Origin of the sequence: Pseudomonas sp. NGC7, from assembly GCF_047159675.1 — a bacterium.
GTDB classification, from domain to species: Bacteria; Pseudomonadota; Gammaproteobacteria; order Pseudomonadales; family Pseudomonadaceae; genus Aquipseudomonas; species Aquipseudomonas kermanshahensis.
Genome location: NZ_BAAFZY010000001.1, coordinates 2796727 through 2820762, shown reverse-complemented (window position 1 = coordinate 2820762; position 24036 = coordinate 2796727). Strand labels below are relative to the sequence as shown.

At 63.4% G+C, this 24036-nt stretch carries 23 protein-coding genes and 1 pseudogene; 9 read left to right on the top strand and 15 right to left on the bottom strand.

Annotated elements, in window-relative coordinates; genetic code table 11:
* Nucleotides 1-176 precede the first annotated feature (176 nt).
* The 7 genes from ACMCNM_RS12685 to ACMCNM_RS12655 are packed head-to-tail and all read right to left on the bottom strand — an operon-like array spanning nt 177 to nt 6462.
* Nucleotides 177-1541 (bottom strand): ATP-binding protein, encoded by a 1365-nt coding sequence (locus ACMCNM_RS12685; RefSeq protein WP_186683045.1) that lies wholly within the window; start codon nt 1539-1541, stop codon nt 177-179.
* Nucleotides 1538-2200 (bottom strand): response regulator, encoded by a 663-nt coding sequence (locus tag ACMCNM_RS12680; protein WP_186704116.1) that lies wholly within the window; start codon nt 2198-2200, stop codon nt 1538-1540. The genes ACMCNM_RS12685 and ACMCNM_RS12680 overlap by 4 nt, the downstream gene beginning before the upstream one ends.
* 2 nt (nt 2201-2202) lie before the next feature.
* Nucleotides 2203-2844, bottom strand: a complete 642-nt coding sequence (locus ACMCNM_RS12675; protein ID WP_412764486.1) for a tetratricopeptide repeat protein — start codon at nt 2842-2844, stop codon at nt 2203-2205.
* Complete coding sequence (locus ACMCNM_RS12670) at nt 2841-3647, bottom strand: SDR family oxidoreductase (protein ID WP_099453841.1); 807 nt, start codon at nt 3645-3647, stop codon at nt 2841-2843. The genes ACMCNM_RS12675 and ACMCNM_RS12670 overlap by 4 nt, the downstream gene beginning before the upstream one ends.
* Complete coding sequence (locus ACMCNM_RS12665; RefSeq protein WP_412764485.1) at nt 3634-4323, bottom strand: TenA family transcriptional regulator; 690 nt, start codon at nt 4321-4323, stop codon at nt 3634-3636. Before ACMCNM_RS12665 ends, ACMCNM_RS12670 begins: the two co-directional genes overlap by 14 nt.
* A gap of 8 nt (nt 4324-4331) precedes the next feature.
* Nucleotides 4332-5795, bottom strand: a complete 1464-nt coding sequence (locus ACMCNM_RS12660; protein WP_412764484.1) for an AMP-binding protein — start codon at nt 5793-5795, stop codon at nt 4332-4334.
* Nucleotides 5785-6462, bottom strand: a complete 678-nt coding sequence (locus ACMCNM_RS12655; RefSeq protein ID WP_412764483.1) for a thermostable hemolysin — start codon at nt 6460-6462, stop codon at nt 5785-5787. Before ACMCNM_RS12655 ends, ACMCNM_RS12660 begins: the two co-directional genes overlap by 11 nt.
* A gap of 135 nt (nt 6463-6597) precedes the next feature.
* On the opposite strand from ACMCNM_RS12655, the gene ACMCNM_RS12650 reads away from it, so the two are divergent.
* Entirely contained in the window at nt 6598-7089 is a 492-nt protein-coding gene (locus ACMCNM_RS12650; protein ID WP_412764482.1) for a DUF1543 domain-containing protein, read from the top strand.
* Nucleotides 7090-7254: 165 nt separating this feature from the next.
* On the opposite strand, the gene ACMCNM_RS12645 is transcribed toward ACMCNM_RS12650, so the two are convergent.
* Complete coding sequence (locus tag ACMCNM_RS12645) at nt 7255-7896, bottom strand: DUF1109 domain-containing protein (protein WP_412764481.1); 642 nt, start codon at nt 7894-7896, stop codon at nt 7255-7257.
* Nucleotides 7883-8470 carry a sigma-70 family RNA polymerase sigma factor gene (locus ACMCNM_RS12640; protein WP_027596421.1) on the bottom strand — a complete coding sequence of 196 codons (588 nt, stop codon included), beginning with the start codon at nt 8468-8470 and terminating at the stop codon, nt 7883-7885. Before ACMCNM_RS12640 ends, ACMCNM_RS12645 begins: the two co-directional genes overlap by 14 nt.
* A gap of 167 nt (nt 8471-8637) precedes the next feature.
* Between ACMCNM_RS12640 and ACMCNM_RS12635 the strand changes: the two genes are divergently transcribed.
* The 4 genes from ACMCNM_RS12635 to ACMCNM_RS12620 are packed head-to-tail and all read left to right on the top strand — an operon-like array spanning nt 8638 to nt 10996.
* Nucleotides 8638-8916, top strand: a complete 279-nt coding sequence (locus ACMCNM_RS12635) for a DUF2282 domain-containing protein (RefSeq protein WP_027596420.1) — start codon at nt 8638-8640, stop codon at nt 8914-8916.
* A gap of 16 nt (nt 8917-8932) precedes the next feature.
* Nucleotides 8933-9766: a DUF692 domain-containing protein gene (locus ACMCNM_RS12630; protein WP_412764480.1), complete on the top strand. Its 834-nt coding sequence runs from the start codon at nt 8933-8935 to the stop codon at nt 9764-9766.
* Nucleotides 9763-10518: a DNA-binding domain-containing protein gene (locus tag ACMCNM_RS12625; protein ID WP_412764479.1), complete on the top strand. Its 756-nt coding sequence runs from the start codon at nt 9763-9765 to the stop codon at nt 10516-10518. Before ACMCNM_RS12630 ends, ACMCNM_RS12625 begins: the two co-directional genes overlap by 4 nt.
* A 10-nt stretch (nt 10519-10528) precedes the next feature.
* Nucleotides 10529-10996, top strand: a complete 468-nt coding sequence (locus tag ACMCNM_RS12620; RefSeq protein WP_412764478.1) for a DoxX family protein — start codon at nt 10529-10531, stop codon at nt 10994-10996.
* Between the two features lie 148 nt (nt 10997-11144).
* Here ACMCNM_RS12620 and ACMCNM_RS12615 read toward each other — a convergent pair whose 3' ends face one another.
* The 4 genes from ACMCNM_RS12615 to ACMCNM_RS12600 are packed head-to-tail and all read right to left on the bottom strand — an operon-like array spanning nt 11145 to nt 14560.
* The gene (locus ACMCNM_RS12615) at nt 11145-11675 is read right to left on the bottom strand and encodes a membrane integrity-associated transporter subunit PqiC (protein WP_274887863.1); all 531 of its coding nucleotides are present in this window, start codon (nt 11673-11675) and stop codon (nt 11145-11147) included.
* Nucleotides 11676-11698: 23 nt separating this feature from the next.
* On the bottom strand, nt 11699-13339 hold the full coding sequence (locus ACMCNM_RS12610) for an intermembrane transport protein PqiB (protein WP_412764477.1): 1641 nt from the start codon (nt 13337-13339) through the stop codon (nt 11699-11701).
* The gene (locus ACMCNM_RS12605) at nt 13323-13967 is read right to left on the bottom strand and encodes a paraquat-inducible protein A (protein ID WP_099453829.1); all 645 of its coding nucleotides are present in this window, start codon (nt 13965-13967) and stop codon (nt 13323-13325) included. The genes ACMCNM_RS12610 and ACMCNM_RS12605 overlap by 17 nt, the downstream gene beginning before the upstream one ends.
* Nucleotides 13964-14560, bottom strand: a complete 597-nt coding sequence (locus tag ACMCNM_RS12600) for a paraquat-inducible protein A (protein WP_186704124.1) — start codon at nt 14558-14560, stop codon at nt 13964-13966. Before ACMCNM_RS12600 ends, ACMCNM_RS12605 begins: the two co-directional genes overlap by 4 nt.
* 206 nt (nt 14561-14766) lie before the next feature.
* Between ACMCNM_RS12600 and aspT the strand changes: the two are divergent.
* The 4 genes and pseudogenes from aspT to ACMCNM_RS12580 all read left to right on the top strand — a co-directional run bounded on the left by aspT (nt 14767) and on the right by ACMCNM_RS12580 (nt 19773).
* Nucleotides 14767-16448, top strand: a pseudogene (gene aspT, locus ACMCNM_RS12595) (aspartate-alanine antiporter).
* Nucleotides 16449-16709: 261 nt separating this feature from the next.
* The gene (locus tag ACMCNM_RS12590; protein WP_186704143.1) at nt 16710-17963 is read left to right on the top strand and encodes an OmpP1/FadL family transporter; all 1254 of its coding nucleotides are present in this window, start codon (nt 16710-16712) and stop codon (nt 17961-17963) included.
* Between the two features lie 50 nt (nt 17964-18013).
* On the top strand, nt 18014-18682 hold the full coding sequence (locus ACMCNM_RS12585; protein WP_186704126.1) for a DUF3313 domain-containing protein: 669 nt from the start codon (nt 18014-18016) through the stop codon (nt 18680-18682).
* A 77-nt stretch (nt 18683-18759) separates the two neighbouring features.
* Nucleotides 18760-19773, top strand: a complete 1014-nt coding sequence (locus ACMCNM_RS12580) for an AraC family transcriptional regulator ligand-binding domain-containing protein (RefSeq protein WP_412764476.1) — start codon at nt 18760-18762, stop codon at nt 19771-19773.
* A gap of 18 nt (nt 19774-19791) precedes the next feature.
* Here ACMCNM_RS12580 and ACMCNM_RS12575 read toward each other — a convergent pair whose 3' ends face one another.
* Both ACMCNM_RS12575 and ACMCNM_RS12570 read right to left on the bottom strand, forming a co-directional pair.
* Entirely contained in the window at nt 19792-21420 is a 1629-nt protein-coding gene (locus ACMCNM_RS12575; protein WP_412764475.1) for a mechanosensitive ion channel family protein, read from the bottom strand.
* A gap of 54 nt (nt 21421-21474) precedes the next feature.
* The gene (locus ACMCNM_RS12570; protein WP_412764474.1) at nt 21475-24003 is read right to left on the bottom strand and encodes a fused MFS/spermidine synthase; all 2529 of its coding nucleotides are present in this window, start codon (nt 24001-24003) and stop codon (nt 21475-21477) included.
* Nucleotides 24004-24036: the final 33 nt, after the last annotated feature.

The window sequence follows — 24036 nt, the reverse complement described above, 5'->3', positions numbered from 1 at the left end:
TATCAGAAGCAGGCACACCGCTCGGTACGCTGCCTTGGAGGGGGTTGCAGGCTGCTTTGGGCCGGCGCGCGTGGCGCGATGATTAAGGCCCGAGACCGGCTTAGGCCAGGGGGCAACACCAAGGGTGTACGCCTGATGATCAGCGAAGGATCAATACCCCAGGCTGAAGCGCCCGCTCACCGCAAGGGCAGTGACAACGTTGCGGCCAACCCGCCGTTGGCGCGATTGTCCAGGCGTACCTGCCCGCCCATCCGCTCGATGATGGTGGCCACGATCGAGAGCCCGAGCCCTGCCCCATTCGGGCTGTTGCGGCTGTAGAAACGCTCGAACACACGGGTGAGGCTGGCCTTGTCGATGCCCGGCCCATCGTCTTCGACAGTCAGCTCGAAACGACTGCCCAAGCGCTTGAGTGAAACCGTGATACGCCCACCGGGTGGCGAGTGCTCGACCGCGTTGGAGACCAGGTTCTGCAATGCGATACCCAACGCGCCGGCATCGATCGCCAGGTGAAGATCACCCTCGCCAATCTCCAGCGATGGCTCAAGGCCGCGGTCCAGTATCCAGGGGGTGAGCTCTGCCAAGATATCGGTGACGACCTCGCCCAGATCGACTTCGGTGGTGGCACGCTGACCGAGGCGCGGTTCGACCCGGGCCAGGGTCAGCAACTGGTTGACCACCCGGGTCAGGCGGTCGACGCCGCCAATCAGGTAGCCCAAGGCTTTCTGCCGCTCGGCATCGGTATTGGCGGCCTGTGCGTTCTGCGCATGCAGGCGCAGGATGGCCAGCGGCGTGCGCATTTCATGGGCCGCATCGGCAATGAACCGGTGTTCACGGCGCAGCAGGTCCTCGATGTGCGCCAACAGGCGGTTGATGGCGGCCTGCATGGGTTCCAGCTCCGACGGCAGCGGCACCAGTTGCAGGGGTTCGAGCGAGTCGGCATGCCGTGCGCGAATGACATTGGCCATGTTCTGCAACGGGCGCAGTCCCCAGCCAATGGCAGCCCAGACCAACAACGCCAAGCCCAGGCTGCCCAACAGGAACGGGAACAACGTATGGCGCACGATGCGGTCGATCAGGTCGAAGCGCACATCATCGCGCTCGCCCACCCAGATCATCCAGTGCTTTTCCGGCACTGGCAGAACGAAACCGCGCCATTGCTCGCCCTCACTGGAAAAATCATAAAAACCCGGCGCCGTGGGCGGTGGGTCGAGTGTCGGTGCACTGGGCGTGTGCACCAGCAGCCCTGCCCCGTCCCCCCAGACCTGGAACGCCAGTTTGCTTTCATAAGGGTGCCCAACCCGGTGGCGCCCGGCCTTGCTCAGTGCCTCGTTGAACGCGCGATACAGTTGCTCGCGGTTGCCCTCCTGCACCGGCAAGCTCATCACCCCCTGTAGCAGCCGTGCATTCTGCGCCAGGTGGGCATCGTAGACCTCGTTGATCTCGCGCCGGCTGTCATGGTAGTTGTACAGCGCCAGCAGCCCTGTACCGAGCAACATCAGCACCATCACCCGCCACAGCGTGCGTTGACGCAGTGAGCTCATACCTTGCCCTCGACCAAATAGCCGATGCCGCGAACGGTGCGGATCAGGCCGTTGAACAGTTTTTTGCGCAGTTGGTAGATGTTCACCTCCAGGGTATTGCTCTCCGGTTCCTCGTCCCAGCCGTACAGCAACTGGGTCAGGCGCTCACGGGTGAACACCTTGCCCGGCTGCGCCAGCAACTCGTGCAGCAACCGGTACTCCTTGGGCGTCAAGACCACGGGCAGGCCGTTGTAATGGACCTGCTGAGTGCTGGGGTCAAGGGTCACTCCGGCGTGTTCGATGAGCACTTTGGCCCGCCCGGCGCTGCGCCTGAGCAGCGCGCGCAGGCGGGCCTTGAGTTCGTTGAGGTCGAACGGCTTGACCAGGTAGTCGTCGGCGCCAGCATCCAGCCCGACGACGCGGTCATCGGTGGCATCACGGGCGGTGAGCACCAGCACCGGCAGGCTGTCGCCCCCCGCCCTGAGCCGGCGCAGCAACTCGATGCCGTCCAAGCGCGGCAGGCCCAGGTCGAGGATGGCCAGGTCAAATGCCTCGTGCTGCAGGGCATGCAGCCCGCTCACGCCATCGCGCAACCAGTCGAGGGTGTAGCCCTCTTGGCGCAAGCCGTCGCAAATCCCCTCGCCCAGTGCGGTGTCGTCCTCAACCAGCAGCAGCCGCATGTTCAGTCCTGTTTGTCCTTGATGGCTTTGAGTAAAGCATCGATATCGCCACGCCGGCCCTGGTCGGCCAGTTCACGCCCTGGCCGAGGCGGGGCCTGCCGCGCTTTCTGAAGGGCCGCGGTGGCTTCGGCATAGCGTTTTTGCCGGTAAAGATGATCGGCCCAGAAGTAATTGCTGTCGATACCGTTGGGGTTGATCTGCAGCGCCTTGCGCAGCAAGGCATCAGCCTTGTCACTGTCGCCGAAGCCGATGGGCCAGCCGGGTACCTGGTCGTACAAGGTCCCCAGGCTGGTGTAAGCGGACCCTTGCAAGGCGGTGGGCTCCATTTCAATCGCCTGCTCCAGGCTCGCCTTGGCGGCCTTGACCTTGCCCAGCGCACTGAGGCCGCCGATGGCCCCGGCCCAACTGCTGTTGATGATGCCGTCCCAGATCAAGGGTTCGGCCGACCCTGGGTGCTGGTGGACCAAGGCCGAGGCGTCGGCCGAGAGTTTTTCGAAGGCATCGGCGCGCTTGTCCTTGGGCGTCTGATACTGGATCTGCGCCCAGCGTTGCTGCAGCGCGGCCAACTGCTGCGTGCCCGCCTGGTCCAGCGCCCAGGTCAGGGGTGTGAAGGCCAGCAGCCCGACAACGAACAGACGTTTCATTTGAGCGACTCCTTGGAATGGCTACCGATGTAGCGACGAATAACCGGCAGTTGCTTGCGCAGAGCGCGGTCCACCACGCCGGGCAGCATGCCGTTGATGCGCACGAAGAGCTTTTCTGGCCAGCCGAGGTAGAGCTCGCTGCGTTCGGACTGAACCGCCTGCAGGACGGCGCGGGCCACGTCGGCGGGGTCGTCCATGCCGACCTTCAGCGCTTCGTTGAGCGCCGTGGCTGCACTGCTGTTCATCGCCGTACGGGTCGCCCTGGGGGCCGCGTACAGCACGTTCACCGAGGTATCGGCAAGTTCGCGGCGCAGCGCCTCGGAGAACCCGCGCAGGGCAAACTTGCTGGCGCAGTAAGTGGCATAACCCGGGTAGCCGATAGAACCGTAGGTCGAGCCGACATTGACCACCAGCGCCTTGGGTTGCGCACGCAGCAGTGGCAGGCAGACACGCGTGAGCTGCAAGGCCGCCTTGATGTTGATGTCCAGCAGTTCGTCGAGGGCCTGCTCGTCGAGTTGGTCGAGCAAGGCAAAGCGATTGACGCCGGCAGCGTTGATCAGCACGTTGACACCGCCCATGTCCCGGGCACGGGCGAGCACCTGCTCACGGCCGTCAGGGGTACGCAAGTCGGCCGACTGCCAGCGCAGCCTGTCAGGGTAGCGGTTCATCAGGCTGGCGAGCTTGCCCATCTGCCGGCTGACCGCCAGTACCCGGGCACCGGCTGCGCACAACTGCTCGGCCAATTGCAGGCCAATGCCGCCGCTGGCGCCGGTCAGCACTACCACGGATTCAGACAAGCGCATGGCGCACCTCTTGCTGGCCCAGCTGGCTGCCACCCGGCAACCCCTGGAACATCTCGGTGTACAGGCGGTACACCACCTTGGCGGCGTGGACCACCGCCTGCTGATCGTCAGCAGTGTCCAGGCGGTCCATCAGGCGCTTGTAGGTCACCATATGGTCCTGGTCCAGCGCACCGTGCGAGCTGAGGTAGCTGAACGCCTTGTCCGGCAGCGCCAGGGTACGCTGGATGCTGCCAGCGGCATGAGTCGCCAAGGCAATGCTGGTGCCTTCAAGCACATTGACCATGCCAAACAACCCGACCGGGTTGCCGCGGGCGATCAGGTCGTAGAGGTAGGCGACCATCAATTCGATCGCCATTGCCGGTCGGCCGTCACGCACCGCTTGCCAGTTACCCCCACAGGCATCGATATCGTTGAGAATCCACTGCTCGTGGCCGTACTCCTCCTCGATGTACTCGCACACGGCGCCGCGCAGCCACTCCAGGCGTGATGGCAAGCGTGCGCCGCACGCCATCATCAGTGGCACGGTGTGACGCACATGGTGATACGCCTGGGTCAGGAAGGCGACGTAGCTGTCCAGGCTGACCTGGCCGGCCAAGGCTTCACGGATCACCGGCACACTGAACAGTGCCTGGCGCTCGTCGGTGGTTTGCAATTGCAGCGTGTCGAAAAAGGACATGGCGAACCTCACAATGGGATGTCGGATAACAAGCCTTGGTAGTGCTGCAAAATGGCCTCGCGCCGTGGGCGGCCATTGGCGGTCAGGGTGCCATCAGCGCAGCTGAGGGGGCTGGGTAAGCGTCGCCAGGCAAGAACCCGGGCGTAGTCCGGCAGTGACGCATTGCTGTGCTGCACGGCCTGTTCGATCGTGGCATCAGGGGTACTGGGATCCAGTGGCCAGAGCAGTGCCACATTGCGCGGCATGCCCTCGCCGTGCACGAACGCCTGGGCGATGACGCCACTTTGGGTCAGTTCGGCCTCCACCCACTCAGGGTTGACGTTGCGCCCGAAACTGGTGATGAACTGGTGCTTCTTGCGCCCGTTCAGGTACAGGTAGCCGTCCTGATCGACATAGCCGAGGTCACCGGTGGCCCACCATGGCGTGGACACAGGGGCTTCGCCCAGATAGCCGAGCAGGAGCGAACCTGCCACCAGCACCTCACCGTCGTCGGCGATGCGCACCTGCACATGGGGCAGTGGCTTGCCGACACTGCCGAGGCGCTGGGCGCCGGGGCGGTTCAACGCCACCACCGAAGCACACTCGGACAGGCCATAGCCCTCGAACACCGGTAAGCCGATCGCTTCGGCCCTCGCCAGCAGGCTGGGCGAAACCCGCGCGCCCCCGACGGCGACGAAGCGCAGCGGCCCCACCCGCATCAGGCCGCGCTCGATCGCGGTAATCAGCCCCATTAACAGCTGCGGCACCAGAATCAGGCTTTGGGCGCCACTCAACGCAATGGCACTCAGCAAGCGCTTGAAGTCGACCTGGCTCGCGCCCCCCATGCCCAATTGCACCTGGGGATAGAGTTGCACGCATGCCCCTGCGATCAGCGCGGCGTACACGCCAAGGTTTTCCAGCAGCACGCCAAACGGCAGCACCGCCAGATAGCGCTGGGGGGCGCTCGGCCGGCTGGCGGCTTCAAGTTCCCGGGCCACGCGCAGCATGGCATCGGCACCCAGGCAAACGCCTTTGGGCTGGCCCGTGCTGCCAGAGGTGTAGGTGATCTTGGCGGTACCGCTGGGCAGCGCCACCTCCCCACCGACAGGCCGGGCCCAAAACGCGTCCTGCTGGACAAACCCCAACTCGACGAGCGTATCTATCCACTGCGCCTCGCACAGCACATGGCCGGCGCCGCTTTGCTCGATACAATGCCTGAATTGTGCAGCACTGAAGAACCCAGGGACGATCACGCAAGGGCGCTCGGCAAACAACGCCGCCAAGTCCCAGAACAGCAGTTCGGGGCCGTTATCCAGGGCCAATACCAAGGGGCCTCCCGATTGCGCACGCAAGGTATGGGCCCGTGCTTCGACTTCAGCCAGCAGTTGCCGGAAGGTGAAGCGCCCTGCTACACCTTGCACGGCTACGGCCCGCTCCTGTTCACTTGCATACTTGAACAGCAACTGACGGAAGTACTCCAGCTCATGCGGCATGGCCGGTCTCCTCGATGATCGATGGCAGACCCAGGCGCTCAAACACGCCAGCCTTGCTCAGCGCCTCGAAACCGAGCCCGATGTTGCCGGCGAACACCTGCGGATGCTGGTCGTAATAGGTTCCCCAATGGTCCATCTGCTCGCCCAACCGCTCAGGGTCGGCCGCAGCCAGCACCGTAGGCATCAGCCCCAGGCGCTGGAAGCTGTTGATCAGCGTGGCCGCCCCCGTGAATGCCACCCATTGCAAACCACGCGTGGCCAGCAGCCAGGTCACGGCAATGATCATGATGCGTGCACTGCCAGCGCTCAGCGAGGCCAGGTTGCCCACCTCGACCATGCTCTCCCGCGCTAGCGGGTAGCCGGCCACGCGGGAAACCGACGCCTCCAATGGCTCGTCCAGGTATCGCTCGAGAAACAGCGCACCACTGCTGGCCGGGCGCATGCCTGCGGCGGCAATCATCCGCCCATGGCTGTCATGCAACGCCAGGAGTTCAGGCAGGTAATGGTGCACATCGGCGTGATGCACGCTCTGAAAACACTGGTGAATGAAGTGCTCAAGGTCACGACGCCCTGCATCAGGCTCCAGGTGCAGGGACAGTTGGGCATGGTGGTCGGCGTGGCTGCCGATACGTAGCGGCAGCAGGCTGCTCCATTGATGCGGGTTCATGAAACGCCCCCCGTGGGATTCGATGAGGGGAGTATCCGGCGTGAATCTGAAAGGAATCTGAAGTCAGATGGACTTGCTGATCGGGCAGACGCCACGCATGCTGGTGATTGTCACTGTCAAACCACAGGTTATTCCATGCTCTACGTTGTCATGCTCGGCGGACGCCATCCTCGCGCCAGCATTGAAGTTCACGATGTGGTATTTGCCCAGGCCGACTCGCTGGAGCAAACCTACCCCCTCTTGCGCAACGCCTGGTTCGGCAGCCCCAAAGGGTTGCACATCGACTCCTGGCTGGAAGTGCATGGGGTGGAGGGTTACCGCATCGAATTCAGCCAGGCAGCACCACCGCCAGGGGCCATGCGCCTGTTCTTCCTGAACCTGGGGGGTTACGAGCGGCAGGTGTTTGGTGAAGCTCACCGTTACCTGCTAGTGGCTGCTACTGATAAAGCCGCAGCCAAGCAACTGGGAAAGCAGCGTATGGCGGCGGGTTGGTTGAAACCCCATACCGACGCGGTGCTCGATGTCGACGATTGCTTACCGATTGACCTGCTGGAAGGGCGCTATGTGCACCTGGTTGAGGGGGAGCATTACGGCATTGTGCAACGGAGCGATTACATTCTGATTTGAGTGACAGGTCATCAACGCCTGTACGTTCCCTGCAGATGACACGCGACTAAATCTCGCAACAGGGGGATCACATAGTCTCTTTGATTGTTTTGACCGTTATCGTTTTCGCGAAGAACCGCCGATTTGTTAACACATTCGCGCGGGTTTTAGCGTTTTCGCCTGTTCTCACCAGCGCAACAACCGGGGCCCCGCCAACGCCCCCACCAACGTGGGGACCAGCATGCCCAACAGGTACCAAGCCCCCCAGAACGGCACCTGCATTTCCGGGCAGTGCAGGCAATACGCCAAGGTTGCAGTCGAACCGGCTAGCAGCCCTGCGGCGCCACCGGCCTGGCGCAACCGTGTTGGGGCCAGGCCGCGCACTGCCCAGAGCACGGCGATGAACACCGGCACGCTCAGCAGCGAGATATTCAACGCGCAGGTACGCCAGGTACGGCCGAAGATCAACTCGGCACGGGCCTCGACCGGGGCGCCTGCCAGGCTGATCGCCGCCCCCAGCCAGACAAGCAGCAACGGCAGCCCCAACAGCCCCCAGGCCAGCCCACCCTTCACACCCGGCCGGGCCAAACGTTGCGTGAGCCATAGCGCAAGCAGCGCGAGGCTGCCAGGCAAGGCCAGCTTGGCCCAGAACAACGGCGTGCGCGCCACGTCGGCAAGGTCGCTGCGCACGCCATAGAGGGCCACTGTCATCAGTACTGCGGCGAGCAGGCCCGCGAGCAACGCCTGGGCCAGGCGCCGCGCCAGGGCATGGCGGTCCACCGGCCCTTCGCCAGCGGCCAGCAGGGTAATCAGTTCATCGGTTTTCATCGTCTTCACTGCCTCGAATCAGCCTGGCCAAGGCCTTGAGCCCACGGTGTATGCCTACCTTGACCGCCGAACTGGAGAGCCCGGTGATACGCGCGGTTTCCTCCACCGACAGGCCCTCAAGCTTGACGTGGACGATCGGCAAGCGCTGGCGCTCCGGCAACTGCCCCAGCAGTTTACCCAGGTCTCGGCTGGCCTGGGCTGGCGCTTCGTCGCTGGCGGCGAACAGGTCACTGTCGTCGTCCAGCAGGTCGTGCAGCGCATCGTGATGCGCGTAGCGGCGCAGGTAATCCGCCAGCTTGTAGCGGGCAATCGCCTGCACCCAGGCCGTCAGCGGCTGTTGCGGCTGATAGGTTTGCCGCGCGTTATGCACGGCCAGCAACACTTCCTGCAACAGGTCTTCGACCTCGGCAGGGCGCTGTTGCAGGCGCCGCTTGAGAAAACCCCGCACGTGCAGCGCCAGTGCCGCGAGAAATTCGCGGTAGGCCTGCGCATCACCCGCCAGCCCGCGCAGCAGCAAACCCTGCAACTGCGTCTCGCGAGCGGCGAGGAGGTCCTGTGGGTTAGTTCGTTGCATTGGGCGCCAGGGTTACACCGTCGGAAGGTTTCTTTTATCGAACCTTAGATGAGCCACAGCCACTGGAAAAAAATTTTCGTCGGCCTGTAACCCGGGCAGCGATCGCCGCGAACTACTCAATGAGCCTTCGGTACAACACCCTGGCCCTATCCTCTGGAGACACTCTCATGAAAACCCTCGCCCTCGCCACCGCCGCCCTGGCCCTCGCTTCAATGGCCAGTGTCGCCTTCGCCGGCACCACCGCCGGCACGGGTACCGCCATGGAAAAATGCTACGGCGTCGCCATGGCCGGCAAAAACGATTGCAAGGCCGGCGCTGGCACCACCTGCGCCGGCAGCGCGAAAAAGGACTACGACGGCATGCACTGGAAGAACGTCCCGGCCGGTACCTGCACGTCGATCAAGACCCCCAACGGCATGGGGTCGCTGACCCCGATCAAGTCCTGAGCAGAGGCCGCCGACCATGAACCGGAACTTACCCCTGGGCGCTGGGGTAGGGCTCAAGACCGAGCACTATGCCCAGGCCCTGGCGTGCAACGCCGAAGGCCTGTGGTACGAGGTCCATCCGGAAAACTACATGGTCGGCGGCCCACGCCTGGCCTGGCTGCAGCGCATGGCCGAGCGCCATCCGCTGTCGCTGCATGGCGTGGCACTGTCACTGGCAGCGGACGCCGAGCCGGATGCCGCCCACCTGCGCCGCTTGCGCACGCTGATCGACCAGGTAAAGCCGGCGCTGGTGTCCGAGCACCTGGCCTGGTCCACCTGGCGCGGCCAGTACCACCCCGACCTGTTGCCGTTTCCCCGCAGCCGCGAAGCGCTAACGCGCATCAGCGACAATATCCTGCGCACCCAGGAGGCACTGGGACGGTCAATCGCCCTGGAAAACCCCAGCCACTACCTGCAGGTGCAAGGGCATGACTGGGACGAGATCGATTTTCTCGACGAGCTGGTGCGCCGCACTGGGTGCACCCTACTGCTGGACGTCAACAACGTGCATGTCAGCGCACACAACCTGGGTTTCGACGCCGCAGCCTATCTCGACCGCTTCCCTGCCCAGGCCATCAGCGAAGTGCACCTGGCCGGGCACAGCCACGACACGCAGGGCGCGCTGCTGATCGACTCGCACGATGCCGCGATTGCCGAACCTGTATGGGCGCTGTTTCGCCGCTTGATTGCGCGTATCGGCCCACGCCCGACGCTGATTGAGCGCGACGGCAACCTGCCGGCGTTCGATGACTTGCTTGGCGAACGCGGCATCGCCCAAACCACCCTCACGTCTTCGGGAGCCTTGCCATGAACATGCCCCTCGGCCAGTTCCAGGACGCCTTCATCGACGCGCTCTACCAGCGCCCTGCCCCGGCGCTGCAAAGCCTGACCGGGCAAGCGGCGTTCGCGGTCTACCGCAATACCGTGCTGGCCGGTTGCGTCGACGCGCTGCGGGCCAACTTCCCCAGCATCGAGACCTTGGTCGGCGCCGACTGGATGCAGGAGGCCGCGACCGCCTACGCCCAGCAGTTTCCCCCGGACGATGCCCGGCTGATCCACTACGGTGCGGGCTTTGCGGCGTTTCTGGAACAGTTGCAGGCTAGCCATGGGCTGCCCTACCTGGCCGATGTGGCACGCCTGGACTTCTACTGGTGTGAAGCGTTCAGCGCTAGCGAAGACCCTTGCCTGGCGCTCACCGACTTGGCTGGCATGACCGCCAGCGACTTGATGCACAGCTACCTGGCCCCACGCCAGAGCGTACGCTGGCAGTGGTTCGATCCGCACCCGGTGCTCAGCCTGTGGCGATGCAGCCGTGAAGGCCTGCCGTGGTCGGGCGCGCAACCGTGGGTGGCCGAAGGCGTGCTGCTCTGCGGCGGCCTCGACGGCGTCAGCTATCAGCCGCTGGAAGCCGGGGGTTGCGCCTTTCTCGATGCCTGCGCGGCAGGCCATACGCTGGAAACCGCGTCGCAATGCGCCCAGCAACGCCAGCCCGACCTGGACTTCAGCGACCTGCTCGGCCGCCTGATGCAAGCCCGGGTCTTTCGCCCACTCTCATTCGCATGAAGGAATGGCCATGGACACCCTGCGCCCCACTGCCCCGGCAATCAGCCTGCGCCAACGCTGGAACAGCCTAGCCGAACGCCTGCAATGGCTGCTCAATGACACCGTGCTGTGCCTGGTCGCGCGCCTGGGTATCGCCTCGGTGTTTTTCATGTCTGGCCGAACCAAGGTCGAGGGCCTTCTGAGCATCACGCCCAGTACCTATGAGTTGTTCAAGAGCGAGTATGCGCTGCCACTGGTTTCACCCTGGCTCGCGGCCCACCTGGCGACCTATGCCGAGCACCTGTTCCCGCTGCTGCTGGTGCTTGGCCTGTTTACGCGGCTTTCGGCGCTGGCCCTGCTGGGCATGACCACGGTGATCGAGGTGTTCGTCTACCCGGACGCCTGGCCTACCCACCTGTCCTGGGCGGGCCTGCTGCTGTTGCTGGTGGCCAAGGGCGCTGGCGCGCTGTCACTGGACCGCGTATTGCGGCTGCGCTGAACGCCGCCTATTTAGGCTCTGTACGAAACGTTTTGTGGGAGCGGGCTTGCCCCGCGAATGGGGCTACGCGGTGCATGGCACCGGCTTCGCCGGTGTTCGCGGGGCAAGCCCCCACGTGCGTCAATTTTTAGAAATTGCGCAACAAAGCCTAAGACCTAGGGCAACCCGACGCGCTGGCACGCACGGCGCTGGCGAGCTTCTGCAGGTTGGCCTGCTGGGCGCCGACCAAGCTGCCGACGCTGTTTTGCGCGGGGGTCTGCACGGAGGTGCGGCAGGTGATCTCGTCCTGCCCGGGGCGCTTCAGCCGCCACACCGCCTCCAGCAGTGCGTACTGGCCAGGGACTGAGTCGAAGCGCTGCACATCCACCCGCAGCAGTGTGCTGGGCGTGCCGCCGACCGGCCCGCCCAGCTGGTCCTGCAAGGCACTACGGAACTCATCGACCAGGTTGGCGCCCCACCACTCAGTTTCGAGAATCACCAGGCTGCTCGTGCCCTGGCGGATCACCAACTGCGGGCGGTCCACCTGCGGCGGCATGCTGACCCGCTCGACCAGGATCTTCTCGCCCGCCGCGTGGCTGGGCTGCGCAGCGACCAACGTGTGGTAGTTGTTGGGCGCGCTGCGACAGCCCGCGGTCAGCACCACCAGCGTGGCCAGCAACAGGGTAGGCAACGTGCGCATCGGCTCTCACTCCTTGGGCGTGGTCAGGGTTGCACGTCGTCCGCGCCTGCCGCTTTTGGCCGGCCGCGAATGAGCGATTCGGGATGACGGCCGAGGTAATCCGCCAGGTCCCTCAGCGAACGGGACATACGCTCCAGCTCCTGCAGCGTGTCACCGAGTTTCTCCCGCTGCGGCGAGTTCTCGGAGATCGCTGAATTGGCCGTGCGCAGGGTTTTCTGCAGTTCATCCAGTGTGGTCGTCAGCCCAGGCAGGGTTTGCCCATCGACGCGCTTGGCCGCGCTGCGCAGTTCGCGCAGCGTGCCGTCCAGATTTCCGGCAATGCTTTCGAGCGGCAGCTTGCCAATACGCTCGACCACACCCTGCAACTGCTCCTGGAGTTTTTCCAGGCTGCCGGGCACGGTGGGGATGACGATGGGCTCGGCGCTCATGTCGAAGGCCACTTTCGGGGCGTCCGGATAGAAGTCCAGCGAGATGTACATCTGCCCGGTGATCAGGTTGCCACTGCGCGCCTGGGCACGCAGGCCGTGTTCGACGAAGGTGCCTATCAGGCGCCGGGCACCGGCGGCGTCGCCTTCTGCATGGTTGAACACCTTGAGCATTTTCTGGTGCACCGGCCCCAAGCGTTTCGGGTAGATCGCCGCATCGACCACCACAGGGAATATCTGTTTCTGAGGGTCGTAATCCAGCGTGATCGACGTCACCCTGCCAAATTCAACCCCTTTGAACTCCACCGGCGCTCCCACCGTCAGCCCACGCATCGACTGGTCGAAGCGTAGGCGCAAGTACTGCGGGCTGCCCGTTGGCGGTGCGAGGGCCGCGTCGCGGTCGACGAACAGCTCGAACGCCTGCTGGTCGGCGGCGGCCTCGGCGGCGGCGGCATATTCGGGCGTGCCGAAGGCCAAGCCGCCCATAAGGATCGACGACAACGACTGCGTCTCGACCTTCAGCCCGTTGGCGCCAATCTGCATGTCGATGCCGCTGGCGTTCCAGAACCGCGTATCGAGGGTGACGAAGGCGTCGTAGGGGGCCTGCACGAAAACATCGATGTCCACGCCCCTGCCATCGGGCTGCAGTGCGTAGGACACCACCTCGCCCACCTGGATCCGGCGAAAATAGATCGATGAGCCGATATCCAGCGAGCCGAGGTCATTGGCGCTGAGCACGAAGCGCTTGCCCTTCTCGCCATAGGTGATGGCCGGCGGTGATTCCAGGCCGACGAAGGTTTTCGCGGGCTTTTTCGACTCGCCGGCATCGGCGCCGATGAAACTGCCCGACAGCAAGGTGTCGACCCCAGATATGCCACCGGCGCCGATACGCGGGCGCACCACCCAGTAGCGGGCGCTTTCGGTGGCAAACGACTCCGCCTCTTTCGACAGCTCCACCTTGGCCACCACGCTTTTGTGGTCCGCCGCCAGCTCCACCGAGGTGACTTCGCCGATCACCACGCTGCGGTAGCGCACCTGGGTCTTGTGCGCCACCAGCCCTTCGCCGCTGCGAAAGGAAATCGAGATCACTGGCCCCTGTTCCATCCAATTGCGCACCACCAGCGAGGCGCCCACCAGCAGTGCCAAAATCGGCACGATCCACACCAGCGAGACACTGAAGCGGCGTGTGCGTACCTGCGCCTGGCCGGGCCCAGCAGGGTTCTCAGTCTCCAGCGCCATCGTGGTGCTCCCCGTCGTGTGGATGATCGTCCCAGATCAGGCGTGGGTCGAAGCTCATGGCCGAGAGCATGGTCAGTACCACCACCAGGCCGAAGAACAGGATGCCAGGCCGCGGCTCGATGGTGCCCAGCCCGCGCAGTTGCACCAGCGCGGCTACCAACGCCACTACCATGACGTCGAGCATCGACCAGTAGCCGATCAGCTCGACGAAGCGAAACAGTTGCGAACGTTGGCGACGCGCCCACTGGCTGCGGCGCTGGGCAGTGAACAGCAGCAGGCCAAGGGACACGAACTTGATGCCCGGCACACCGATACTGGCGATAAAGATGATCAGCGCGATGTCCCAGGCGCCGGCCTCCCAGAACTCAAGCACCCCGCCAACGATGGTGCTGTCGCTGCCCTGGCCGAGCATCTCGGTGCGCATCACAGGCAGCGCATTGGCCGGCACGTAGAAGATCAGCGCGGCAAACAGAAATGCCCAGCCCCGGGCGATCGGGTTGGCCTTGCGCCGGTGCAGCGGCGCGCCACAGCGGTCGCACTGGTGCTGGCCTTGGCGCAGGTCGCAGGCCTGGCCGCAGCCGTGGCACAGGCACAGGTGCAGTTGCTCGGCCAGCGCCGGGGCGCTCATACCTGCACCCACAAGTCGCGAATATCGCGGCCGGCAATGAAGATCATCAACACGCTCAACGCCGCCAGCGCGATCAGCCCAATCCCCGGGATCACCTCGAGTAGACCCGCCAGCTTGATCACCGCCACCATGGCGCCCAGCAAGCACACCTCCAGCATGCTCCAGGGCCGCAACCCCTCCAGCGCCCGCATGCAGGCGGCAAAACCCGGCGCGCGGCGGTTGCCTAGGGCAAACCCCAGCACCCAGCACAACAGGGCGATCTGTAGCACCGGGGCGAAGATGATCGCCAACGCCAATACCAGGGCGATGAAGGTGATGCTGCCGTGGCTGAGGATCTGCACCGAATCCCACAAGGTGGCCGAATTGCTCAAGCCGCTCATGCTGATCGTCATTACCGGGTAGGCGTTGGCGAAGACCAGCAGTACCCCGCCGGTGATGCACAACGCCAGACGCTGCTGCACATTCAGTGGGTTGTGGCGATAAAGCACGCCGCCGCAGCGCTGGCAGCAGGCACTTTGATGACGGTGCAATGGCGTGCGCCGGTACACGGCGTCGCAGTACTCGCAAATGATCACATCATCCGCTCGGGCCATGCATATCCCCAATAACAACGCGTTGGCAGCGGTCACGTACGGACATTGAACCGAAATGGCGCTTGCATGCCAGCCAAGATTAGCCAAAGGCCTGGCGAACTGCTTATTTCAGCTGTACGCATTTGACGACATCCGTGGCTCGCTAGTCATTTTTCAACATACTCAGGCAAGTCCAACGGATTACGCAGCCTTGCAGGGAGTCGTCAATGTTCGACTTTATCGTGAATGCTTTGCGTGCCAATCCAGAAATCGCCGTGTTCCTCGCCATTGCGTCCGGCATATTGCTAGGGCGTGTGAGGATTGGCAGTTTTCATCTAGGCTCGGTGGCAGGCGCTTTGCTCATGGGGCTGCTAATCGGGCAGATCGGGCTGCAAGTGCCGCATGATCTCAAGTCGGTGTTCTTCGCCCTGTTCATCTATGCCGTGGGGTTCAAGAGCGGCCCTGAATTCTTCGGCAGCCTTAATCGCGGCACACTAAAGCTGGTGTTGATGTCTGTGATTCTTTGCGCAACAGCGCTGGCAGTCATTCTGGCGATGAACGTACTGTATGACTTCGACGCAGGGTTTACCGCAGGCCTGGGGGCTGGTGCCCTCACCGATACTGCGATCATGGGCACTGCCGGCAGTGCCATTGCCCAGTTGCCCCTGGACGCCGCAGCCAAGGCCGAACTGAACAGCCACATGGCCGTTGCCTACGCCATCACCTATGTGTTTGGCACTGTCGGGCTGATCGTCTTCGTCGGCAGCCTGGCCCCGCGCTTGCTCGGCGTCGACCTGCGGGCAAGTGCGCAAGCGCTTGAGCGCGAACTGGGCATCGAGCGCAACGAAGAGGCCATCAGCATCCCCTATACCCGTATCGTCGTACGCGCACATCGCTTTACCGCCTCATTGGCCCCAGGCCTGAGCATTGCTGACATCGAGGCGCGCCACCCCTCGCTGACCATCAAGCGTGTTACCCGTGCCGGTAGCATCTGCCGCGTGCCCCCGCGCTGGTGCTGGCAAACGGCGATATCCTTGGCATCTACGCCCTGCGTGATGCAGTCAGTGATCTGCATGACTGGATCGCCCCGGAGGTGGATAACCCTGAGAGCCTGTCATTCCCCACCCGCAGTGCCGACATCGTACTGACCAACCCCAAGCTGGTTGGCCATACACTGCACCAGATCAAGGCGGCGCTGACCGATACCGAACGCATGGGCTGCTTCCTCACCGGCATCACCCGCCAAGGCCTGAACTTACCGCTGCTGCCAGAAACGGTCCTGCGCCGCGGCGATCTCATCAGCCTCACGGGGCGCGCAGCCAGCGTGGAAGCGCTGGCCGCACAACTGGGGCGGATTCGCGAGCTTAGCTACCGCAGTGATATCGCCCTGCATGCGCTAGGGCTGGTGGCTGGCTCGCTGGTTGGCCTGCTGTCCACCCACATCGGAATGATCCCGGTGGAGTTGGGTATTGGCGGCGGAGTACTGTTGGCGGGTTTGCTGATCGGTTGGTACAACTCGCGACACCCGGAACTGGGTGCGATGCCTGCAGCGGCACAATGGGCATTTTCCGAGTTCGGTCTGACGGCGTTTGGTGCCGTAGTGGGTCTGCTGGCGGGCCCTGCGGCGCTCTTGGCGATCAAAGAACAAGGTTTTGCCCTGTTGGTTGCAGGGGCGCTCGTTACCCTCATTCCGCCTTTGGTCACCCTATTTTTTGGCCGTTATGTACTGCGCTTGCACCCGATGATCCTGTTCGGTGCATTGGCGGGTGCGCAGACTGAGGCAGCCTCGATGAACAAGATCATCGAACAGTCAGGCAGCAACACCCCTGTCATAGGGTTTACCGTCTGCTATGCCGTTTCCAATGTATTGCTGGCGGTGTGCGGCCCGATCATCATCGCGCTCGCCTGAATGGGCTTTAAGAGTTGCGCGGGAATATCTGTCGTCTAATGTATTAACGCGGACCAACGCCGTTGCTTCTCGTTCTAATCGGCGTCGATGTCATGAAATGAGAGGCCTAGTCTGGAGCCTCTTCATTCAATACAACTACCCTGCTTATCTTGCACATAGTTCGCTGGTCTTTACCGTAAACCCGATACAGCGCGTCATATCGAAAAAGGAGCTGGTGATATGAGCTACCGCACTCGTCTGCTCGGCAAGCAGACACTCGCAATGGCCTGCGCAGTGCTGTTGTACGGTAACGATGCAAGCGCCGGCGGCATCCTCATCTACGAAGCCGGCCAGGAAGGCAATGGCCTGGCCAACGCCGGTTCTGCAGCGCTGGCAAACGATCCCAGCGTATTGATGAGCAACCCGGCCGGTATTACCCAGCTCAAGGGCACGCAGATCAGCGCCAATGCCCAGGTGATTCTCGGCGACCTGCGTTTTTCACGCGACAGCAATAACCAGTTCGACGGCAATGAGGGCGGCGATGCCCTGCAATACCTGCCCGGTGCAAGCCTGTTCATCAGCCACCAACTGGACGAACGCTCGGCTATCGGTTTTGGCATGTACGGCAATTTCGGTCTGGCCTTGGACTATGACGATGACTGGGCAGGCCGCTATTTCACTCAGGAAGCCGCCGTGATAGGGATGTCGCTGCAACCCACTTGGGCCTACAAGTTCACCGACGATCTGTCTATTGGCATCGGCCCACGCATCATGGTCGGTTACTACCGTACCGAAATGGCCATCAATAACAACTTGCTGGGCCTGGCCGACCGGCCAGACGGCCAGCTGGAATACAAGGACACCGATGTAGGGGTTGGCGTCAACCTCGGCCTGATGTACCAAATTGATGCCCGGACCCGCGTCGGCCTAGCCTACACCAGCAAAGTCAAACTCGAGTTCGAGGATAAACCGCACCTCAGCGATATCAACAACCCACTGCTCAATGCTGCGCTACGCCGGCTCGAAGTGGATTCGTTGGAACTGGACCTTAACGTGCCCCAGACGGTGACCTTCAGCATTGCCCATCAGCTCGACGATCAATGGACCTTGCTAGGCAGCCTGAACTGGCAGGACTGGAGTGATTTCGGCGATGTCGGGGTGGACGTCGACAGCAACGCTGGCGGCACCAGCCGTACTGTCGACCGCCAATACAAGGACACCTGGCACGCCTCTGTAGGCGCGCAATACCAGGCCACCCAGCAATGGCGCTGGAGTGTAGGCCTGGGTTACGACAGCTCTGCTGTGGATGACAAGGACCGCACCGTCGACAACCCCATGGGCGAAGCCTGGCGGTTGGCGGCGGGGGTCAACTACCAGGTCGACGAAGGCCTCGATCTGCACCTGGCCTATACCTTGGTGTGGCTCGGCAACATGGATGTCGAGCAGACCAAGGCCCGTTCCGGCAATACGTTGTCCGGCAGTTATGACAACAGCGCGCTGCACATCGTCGGTGGCGGCGCGACCTGGCGTTTCTGAGGTAACCGCACGGCCGCAGGGCACCGAACCTAGTGAGAAGGAGAAGCTGCATGAACACCAAAACGTTGGCTGCATCGCTGTGCCTGGCAACGCTCATGCTGCAAGGCTGTGCCAGCAAGTACGTGGAATCCGACCAGTACTCGGGGTTTCTCAAGGACTACAGCGTACTCAAGGAAGACAAGTCGCCCTCGGGGGCCCCGGTCATGCGCTGGATCAAGCCTGGCGTCGACGCCAAGCGCTACACCAGCGTTTACATCGAACCTAGCCAGCTCTATCCCAAGCCGCAACCGACCGAAAAGGTTCCACAGTCGACTTTGCAAGGCATCACTCAGTACTACGACCAAACCCTGAAGAACCACTTCTCCCAGGTACTACCATTGGCCACCAGCCCCGGACAGGGTGTGCTGGTAGTACGCCCGGCGATCACCGCCGTCAGCGCCCAGACTAAAAGCCTGCGACCGTATGAAGTGATCCCTATCGCGCTGATCGCCGCTGGCATCAGCACCGCAACCGGTATCCGTGACCAGGACACCAGTATTGCCACCGAAGCCGCGTTCCTCGATGGTGAAACCAATCAGGTGGTGGCTGAGGTGGTGCGTAAAGGTGCAGGGACCGAACTTGATAATTCCTCACAAGTGATGCAGGCCAAGGATGCCAAGGCTGTACTCGATGGATGGGCAAAAGACATGGTCGGCTCATTCCAAACCTTGAGAAAGTGAGCCGTTCACCCCGCTGCGGGGCGGAGCCTGCAGCGGGGTGTGTGGAACCGATCCCGTAACAACGGAGGCGCGATTCTATGGAAAGCATTCGCGGCAGCGCGCTACTTCAATTCGACCAGTTGCTGGCCGAGCACGGTGCCGTGCAACGGGATTTCCTGGCACCGTTGCAGATTGGCCTGGACGTGGTTGGCAGCTACGGCAAGACCTTGCCTTACCTCAGCCTGGTGCGCTTGTTCGAGGGCAGCGCGCATGCCTTGAGCCTGCCCCGCTTCGGCCTTGAACTGGCCCTGCGCCAGGGCTCCACCTTAGTGGGGCCTTTGCAGCACCTGGCGCGGTCAGCGCCCACAGTGGGCCATGCGCTGATAGCGGTGATCCGCTACATGCGCCACTACAGCGCTGCCATCCATTACCGCCTGGAGCACCGTGCAGGGCAGGCATTGCTGTACTTCGACAATGGCCTGCCAGGGGCTGAACAGATGCCACAGATCGTCGAAAAATCGGTGATGGGTGCACAGCTGCTGATCGCTGAGCTGCGCGGCGCGCCGCTGCGCCCCAAAGCCGTGGCCTTCCGCCACAAGGCGCTGGGCGACGCCGACGGTTACCGGCGCTATTTCAATTGCCCGGTTCTGTTTGGTCAGCACCACAACTGCCTAGTGCTGTCAGCGGATATCTTGCTGGAAGGGTCTGTCAGCCATGACCCGACCTTGCACGCCATCGTCCGTCACTACCTGGAAAACCAGGCGGTGCATTGCGACAGCCTGCGCGCGCAAGTGGAGCGCAAGATCCAGATGTTGCTGCCCAGCCAACGCTGCACCCTGGACCAGGTAGCCCTGGCGTTGGGCCTCAACCCCCGCACCTTGCAACGCCGCCTGGCCAGCGAGGGTATCGACTTTGAGGACTACTTGGATGGCCTGCGCCGCCATCAGGCCCAGCAGATGTTGCGCAGCACCACGTTGTCGGTGGGGCAGATTTCCAGCGAATTGGGCTATCGCCGCACCACCTCCTTCTGCCGTGCTCACCTGCGCTGGTTCGACATGACCCCACTGGAACACCGTCGCCTGCACGGCGACCCGGTGATTGCTGCGCTTTAACCGACGCTACCCACCCCCTCAGATGCCATCGGCATCCCCATCTGGCCTGCGCGCCGGTGCTGTGAACCACTTCTCGCGCGGCACCCACTTCTCTTGCTGCGGGTCACCCAGGTAGTGCGGCGACATGATCTGTACGCCGTGCTCGTTGAACACATCCTGGATGTTGGCATGCAGCAGGCTCAGCAACTCCGCCCGTGGCCGCGGTTCGCTTGGCACAGCCTGGGCCACCAGGCGGTATTCGGGGTAAAAGTCCGACAGCCCGGTCTGAAACACTTGCGGCTTGGGTTTTTCGAGGATGCCTTCGGTGCGCTCAGCAGCCGCCACTAACATCGCCTCCACCTGTCGCCAGGGTGTGTCATAACCGATGGTCACCACGGTATCGATGATATAGCCATGGCCCTGTACCGCACGGGAATAGTTGCGCGTCACGGCGCCGGTGATCATCGAGTTGGGCAAGGTCAGCACCTCGCCCAGCCCGTTGCGGATCGTGGTGTTGAACATGCCGACTTCGGTTACCGTGCCTTCGTTGTCACCGACCCGCACATACTCGCCAGCCTTCAACGTGCGCGAATAGGTCAGAATCAGCCCCGCCGCCGCCTGGCCCACGACACTGGAGGCACCCAGTGAAATCATCAGCCCGAGCAGCACTGACAGGCCTTTGAAGGCATCGGTGCCCGAACCCGGCAGGTATGGGTAGGCCATGACCAGAGCAAACAGCCAAATGGCCAGCGAGATCAGGCGCATGGTGGGCTTCAGCGTCTCTTCGGTCAGCCATTTGAGTGTGCCTGGGCGTGCCATGCGCTCCAGCACGCGCCGGCTGAAGCTGCTGATGCCGCGGGCGATGAAGAAGATCGTGATGGCCACGGCAATCCCGGGGATGGCCTGCAAAATGCCGTCAAGCAAGTAGCGCAGCAGGTCGAGCAGGTGCACGTTGAGGCTTTCACCCCACGGCCGGGTATAGGGGAACTGCGACAGCACAAAGCTCAACTCCTGGTAACTCAGCAACAGCACAACCGCGAGGTACAGCAGCCGCAACAGGCTGTCGATCAGCCGATACACGTACTGCATGTCGAACAGCGGCATCTGCCCAACGCGAATCTGCCGGGCGCGTTCGCGCATCAGTTGCGGCAGCCGCCCCCGCAGCTTGTGTCGGGCCAGGTGGGCGCCCTTGATCAAGGCCAGGTAGATCAGCGTGGCCAAGGCCGACAAGCCCAAGGCCTTGAGCAGAAAATGCAGGTTGCGTGCCTCGCCCGACTCCTCGACCACCTGGCGCAACACCGCCGCGGCCTGTTCGGCTGCTTCGCGGGTGTCAGCGCCGCTGATTTCAAGGTCCTGGGGCGCAACGATGAACGCACGCCGGCCCCCCAGCAGCACCAGGTGGCTGCTGAGGATCGGGTCGACGCTGACCTTTAACTCGTCGGTGCCGCGCAGGGCCTCTTCGATCACTGCCGCAGCCCGCTGCGCTCGGGCAGCCGGGGTCTCCCCCAGCAAGGTCGCGTGGAAGGTGAAAACGCTGCGGTTGGCGATCGTCAGCTCGGCCGGCTCGGCAGGGATGCCTTCGGTGGCGATGGTGGCGGCGTCATTACCCTGCCCCACCATGGGCAAGAAGGCCAACAGCACCAGCAACACGCGAAACAGGTGATTCATCGCTCACTCCCTGGCCTGCGGACGCACGGCATCCTTGTAGTGATAGCACAGCTGTCACTGACCGCCTGCTGCCCCTAGAAACCAGTGAAAGTAAGGATTGTCGCCGTCACTGCGGGCCAGCTCACGCGCCTCGCGGGCCCAGGCTTGGCGATTGCCGTTGTAGGCATGCAGGCTAAGGCTGTAGAAGCGCGCCAGCGTGTCCCATTGGTCGTTCACCGCACTGGCGAAGGCGGGCTCGTCACCTTGCAAGGGCGGTGCGCTGCGCAGGGCCAGCAAGGCCGGCAGCACGCGGGTGATCTCCCGCGGTCGCACCCAGTTGGCGTACTCGATACGGGGCTGGTCATCGGTGACCGGCAACGCGTTCGCAGCGTAACGCTCAAGGCCGGCACGGTCGGTGATCCAGGTGGCCAACAGGGCCTGCGCCGAGTCGATGCCAACCTCGGCCAGGGCTGCCGCGACGGCGGGTTGCGCAAGGCGCTGGCGAATGCGCGATACGTTCAGTTGCAGCGGCTGCAGCGAGCCGATCAATAGCATCTCGTGAAACTCAGTGGTCCACAGTGAGGCATGCGGAAACACGTCGATGAAGCTGCGTACCAGCGCGCGGCTGTCCTCATCGTTCTGGGTCGGCAGGGGCAGCCATTGGGCCACCAGCCCGCCAGGCTGCAGGCGCGAGGCGGCCAGTTGGTAGAAATCACGCGAATACAGGTTGACCACCCCGGCCGCCGAAGGGGGTGGCGGCTCCAGCGTCACCAGGTCGTAGCGCTGCTCGCTGCGCAGCAATTCGCGGCGGCCATCGCGCAAGCGGATATCCAGCCGCGGATCGACGACCGCTGCGTAGTTGCCTTTGAACAAGGGCGCCGCCTGCAGGACTTCAGGCAGCAGTTCGGCGACCACCGGGCGCTCCAGCCCCGCATAGCGCAGCATTGCACCTGCGGTAATGCCGGTACCAAACCCGATCACCAGCGCCGAGCGTGGTTCACCGCTGTGGATCAACAGCGGCAGCAAGGCTTGCAGGCGCATGTAGCGCAGCGACGGCATGGCATCGCCCGTGTTCGATACGCCCTGGATGTAAAGGCGGCTGAACGTCTTGCCTGGACGCCCTTGAGTAACCACCGCCACGGTGCCGCCCTTACCTTCGTGGTAAAAAGTGAGCTGGCCGTTACGCGCGCCAGGCAACAGCTCGGCCAGGCGCTGTGGAGGCGTGAGAACGGCTACCAGCAGGGTCGCCACTGCCACCACCCCCACAACAATGACTGTTGGGCGCCGCACGCCAGGCCCACGCCAGACAGCAACCAGAGCTACCAGCGCAGCGACGCCGGCCAGTACGCCCAAGGCGCGCACCAAGCCAACCTGCGGCACGAGTACGAAGCCGGTGAGCAATACGCCAGCGATGCCACCCAAGGTATTGAGCGCCACCACGGCCCCCACGTCACGGCCGACATGGCCGCTGTCCACCGCCAGTCGCAGGGCTAGCGGAAACGCGGCGCCGAGCAAGGTCGTCGGCAGCAGCACCATGCAAACCGCGGCCATGGCGAAGCGCGCGCACATGCCCGCCAATTCGCTGCCGAACAGTTGCAGGGCAACGCCTTCGGCTTGGGTCTGCAGCAGCACCAGCCAGCGCCCAAGCCCAGCGATCTGCAGCAATGCCAGCAAACCGGCGACGGCTATCAACAGGCCAAACAGGCCCCATGGGTCACGGATGCGATCGGCACGCCGCGCATACACCGCACTGCCCGCGAGCAAGCCACCGAGATAAGTCGCCAACACCACTGCGAAGGCAAAGGCGCGAGTACTCATGAACGGCACGATCGATTGGCTCCAGACCAATTCGTAGCCCAGCGCCACGCCCCCGGCAATGCAGTACAGGCCGATGGCAAGCCGTGCTTGTGCGGTACGGGGCGCTGAAGCCAGGTTGCCAGGCGCTGGCAACGCCGTATCGCGATGGCGTGCCAGCCACGCGCCTAAGGCAGCCAGCAGGTTCAGCGTGGCGGCGGCACAGGCGCTGCCGGTAACGCCCAGGCGCGGCAGCAACACGAAGGCGGCCAGCAAGGTACCCGCAATGGCACCGGCGGTATTCGCGGCATACAGGCGCCCGCCCGCCTCTGCCAGTTGCCCCGTGGCCGGTGCCAATGCACGCACCAGCACCGGCAACGTGCCGCCCATCAAAAACGCGGGTAAGCCGACCATCATGAACGGTAAACCCCAGGCCAGCAGGCCCACGCTGGCCTCCAGGCGGGCGAACGGGCCAGCGGCTTGGGCTAGGCCAAGGGTTGCGGCAATGCCGAGCAGGGCCACGGCCAACTCTAGGCACACATAAAGCCGCACCGGGCGCCGCAACCGGTCGGCCCAGCGCCCGAACAGCAGGCCGCCCAGCGCCAGGCCGGCGAAGAAGGCACTGATGCCAGTGGCCACGGCGTGCACTTCGACGCCGACCACCAGCGACAGTTGTTTGATCCAAAGTACCTGATAGACAAGGCCGGCAGCGCCAGAGAAGAACAGCAGCGTGGCCGGCAAGGCCCACAGCATGCGCGCCTTGGAATGGTCTTTATCGATAACAGCGCGGGTTGCTGCGGATGATGCCATGCAGGGATGCCTTGTCGGGTAGAGAGATGCCGA

Excerpts from the sequence above, each read along its gene's own strand:
- ACMCNM_RS12640 (WP_027596421.1), bottom strand. The coding sequence starts at position 8,470 with ATGCAACGAACTAACCCACAGGACCTCCTCGCCGCTCGCGAGACGCAG.
- ACMCNM_RS12675 (WP_412764486.1), bottom strand. The coding sequence starts at position 2,844 with ATGAAACGTCTGTTCGTTGTCGGGCTGCTGGCCTTCACACCCCTGACC.
- ACMCNM_RS12665 (WP_412764485.1), bottom strand. The coding sequence starts at position 4,323 with ATGTCCTTTTTCGACACGCTGCAATTGCAAACCACCGACGAGCGCCAG.
- ACMCNM_RS12655 (WP_412764483.1), bottom strand. The coding sequence starts at position 6,462 with ATGAACCCGCATCAATGGAGCAGCCTGCTGCCGCTACGTATCGGCAGC.
- ACMCNM_RS12635 (WP_027596420.1), top strand. The coding sequence starts at position 8,638 with ATGAAAACCCTCGCCCTCGCCACCGCCGCCCTGGCCCTCGCTTCAATG.
- ACMCNM_RS12645 (WP_412764481.1), bottom strand. The coding sequence starts at position 7,896 with ATGAAAACCGATGAACTGATTACCCTGCTGGCCGCTGGCGAAGGGCCG.
- ACMCNM_RS12590 (WP_186704143.1), top strand. The coding sequence starts at position 16,710 with ATGGCCTGCGCAGTGCTGTTGTACGGTAACGATGCAAGCGCCGGCGGC.
- ACMCNM_RS12600 (WP_186704124.1), bottom strand. The coding sequence starts at position 14,560 with ATGGCCCGAGCGGATGATGTGATCATTTGCGAGTACTGCGACGCCGTG.
- ACMCNM_RS12580 (WP_412764476.1), top strand. The coding sequence starts at position 18,760 with ATGGAAAGCATTCGCGGCAGCGCGCTACTTCAATTCGACCAGTTGCTG.
- ACMCNM_RS12685 (WP_186683045.1), bottom strand. The coding sequence starts at position 1,541 with ATGAGCTCACTGCGTCAACGCACGCTGTGGCGGGTGATGGTGCTGATG.
- ACMCNM_RS12680 (WP_186704116.1), bottom strand. The coding sequence starts at position 2,200 with ATGCGGCTGCTGCTGGTTGAGGACGACACCGCACTGGGCGAGGGGATT.
- ACMCNM_RS12630 (WP_412764480.1), top strand. The coding sequence starts at position 8,933 with ATGAACCGGAACTTACCCCTGGGCGCTGGGGTAGGGCTCAAGACCGAG.
- ACMCNM_RS12585 (WP_186704126.1), top strand. The coding sequence starts at position 18,014 with ATGAACACCAAAACGTTGGCTGCATCGCTGTGCCTGGCAACGCTCATG.
- ACMCNM_RS12605 (WP_099453829.1), bottom strand. The coding sequence starts at position 13,967 with ATGAGCGCCCCGGCGCTGGCCGAGCAACTGCACCTGTGCCTGTGCCAC.
- ACMCNM_RS12625 (WP_412764479.1), top strand. The coding sequence starts at position 9,763 with ATGAACATGCCCCTCGGCCAGTTCCAGGACGCCTTCATCGACGCGCTC.
- ACMCNM_RS12610 (WP_412764477.1), bottom strand. The coding sequence starts at position 13,339 with ATGGCGCTGGAGACTGAGAACCCTGCTGGGCCCGGCCAGGCGCAGGTA.
- ACMCNM_RS12660 (WP_412764484.1), bottom strand. The coding sequence starts at position 5,795 with ATGCCGCATGAGCTGGAGTACTTCCGTCAGTTGCTGTTCAAGTATGCA.
- ACMCNM_RS12650 (WP_412764482.1), top strand. The coding sequence starts at position 6,598 with ATGCTCTACGTTGTCATGCTCGGCGGACGCCATCCTCGCGCCAGCATT.
- ACMCNM_RS12570 (WP_412764474.1), bottom strand. The coding sequence starts at position 24,003 with ATGGCATCATCCGCAGCAACCCGCGCTGTTATCGATAAAGACCATTCC.
- ACMCNM_RS12615 (WP_274887863.1), bottom strand. The coding sequence starts at position 11,675 with ATGCGCACGTTGCCTACCCTGTTGCTGGCCACGCTGGTGGTGCTGACC.
- ACMCNM_RS12670 (WP_099453841.1), bottom strand. The coding sequence starts at position 3,647 with ATGCGCTTGTCTGAATCCGTGGTAGTGCTGACCGGCGCCAGCGGCGGC.
- ACMCNM_RS12575 (WP_412764475.1), bottom strand. The coding sequence starts at position 21,420 with ATGAATCACCTGTTTCGCGTGTTGCTGGTGCTGTTGGCCTTCTTGCCC.
- ACMCNM_RS12620 (WP_412764478.1), top strand. The coding sequence starts at position 10,529 with ATGGACACCCTGCGCCCCACTGCCCCGGCAATCAGCCTGCGCCAACGC.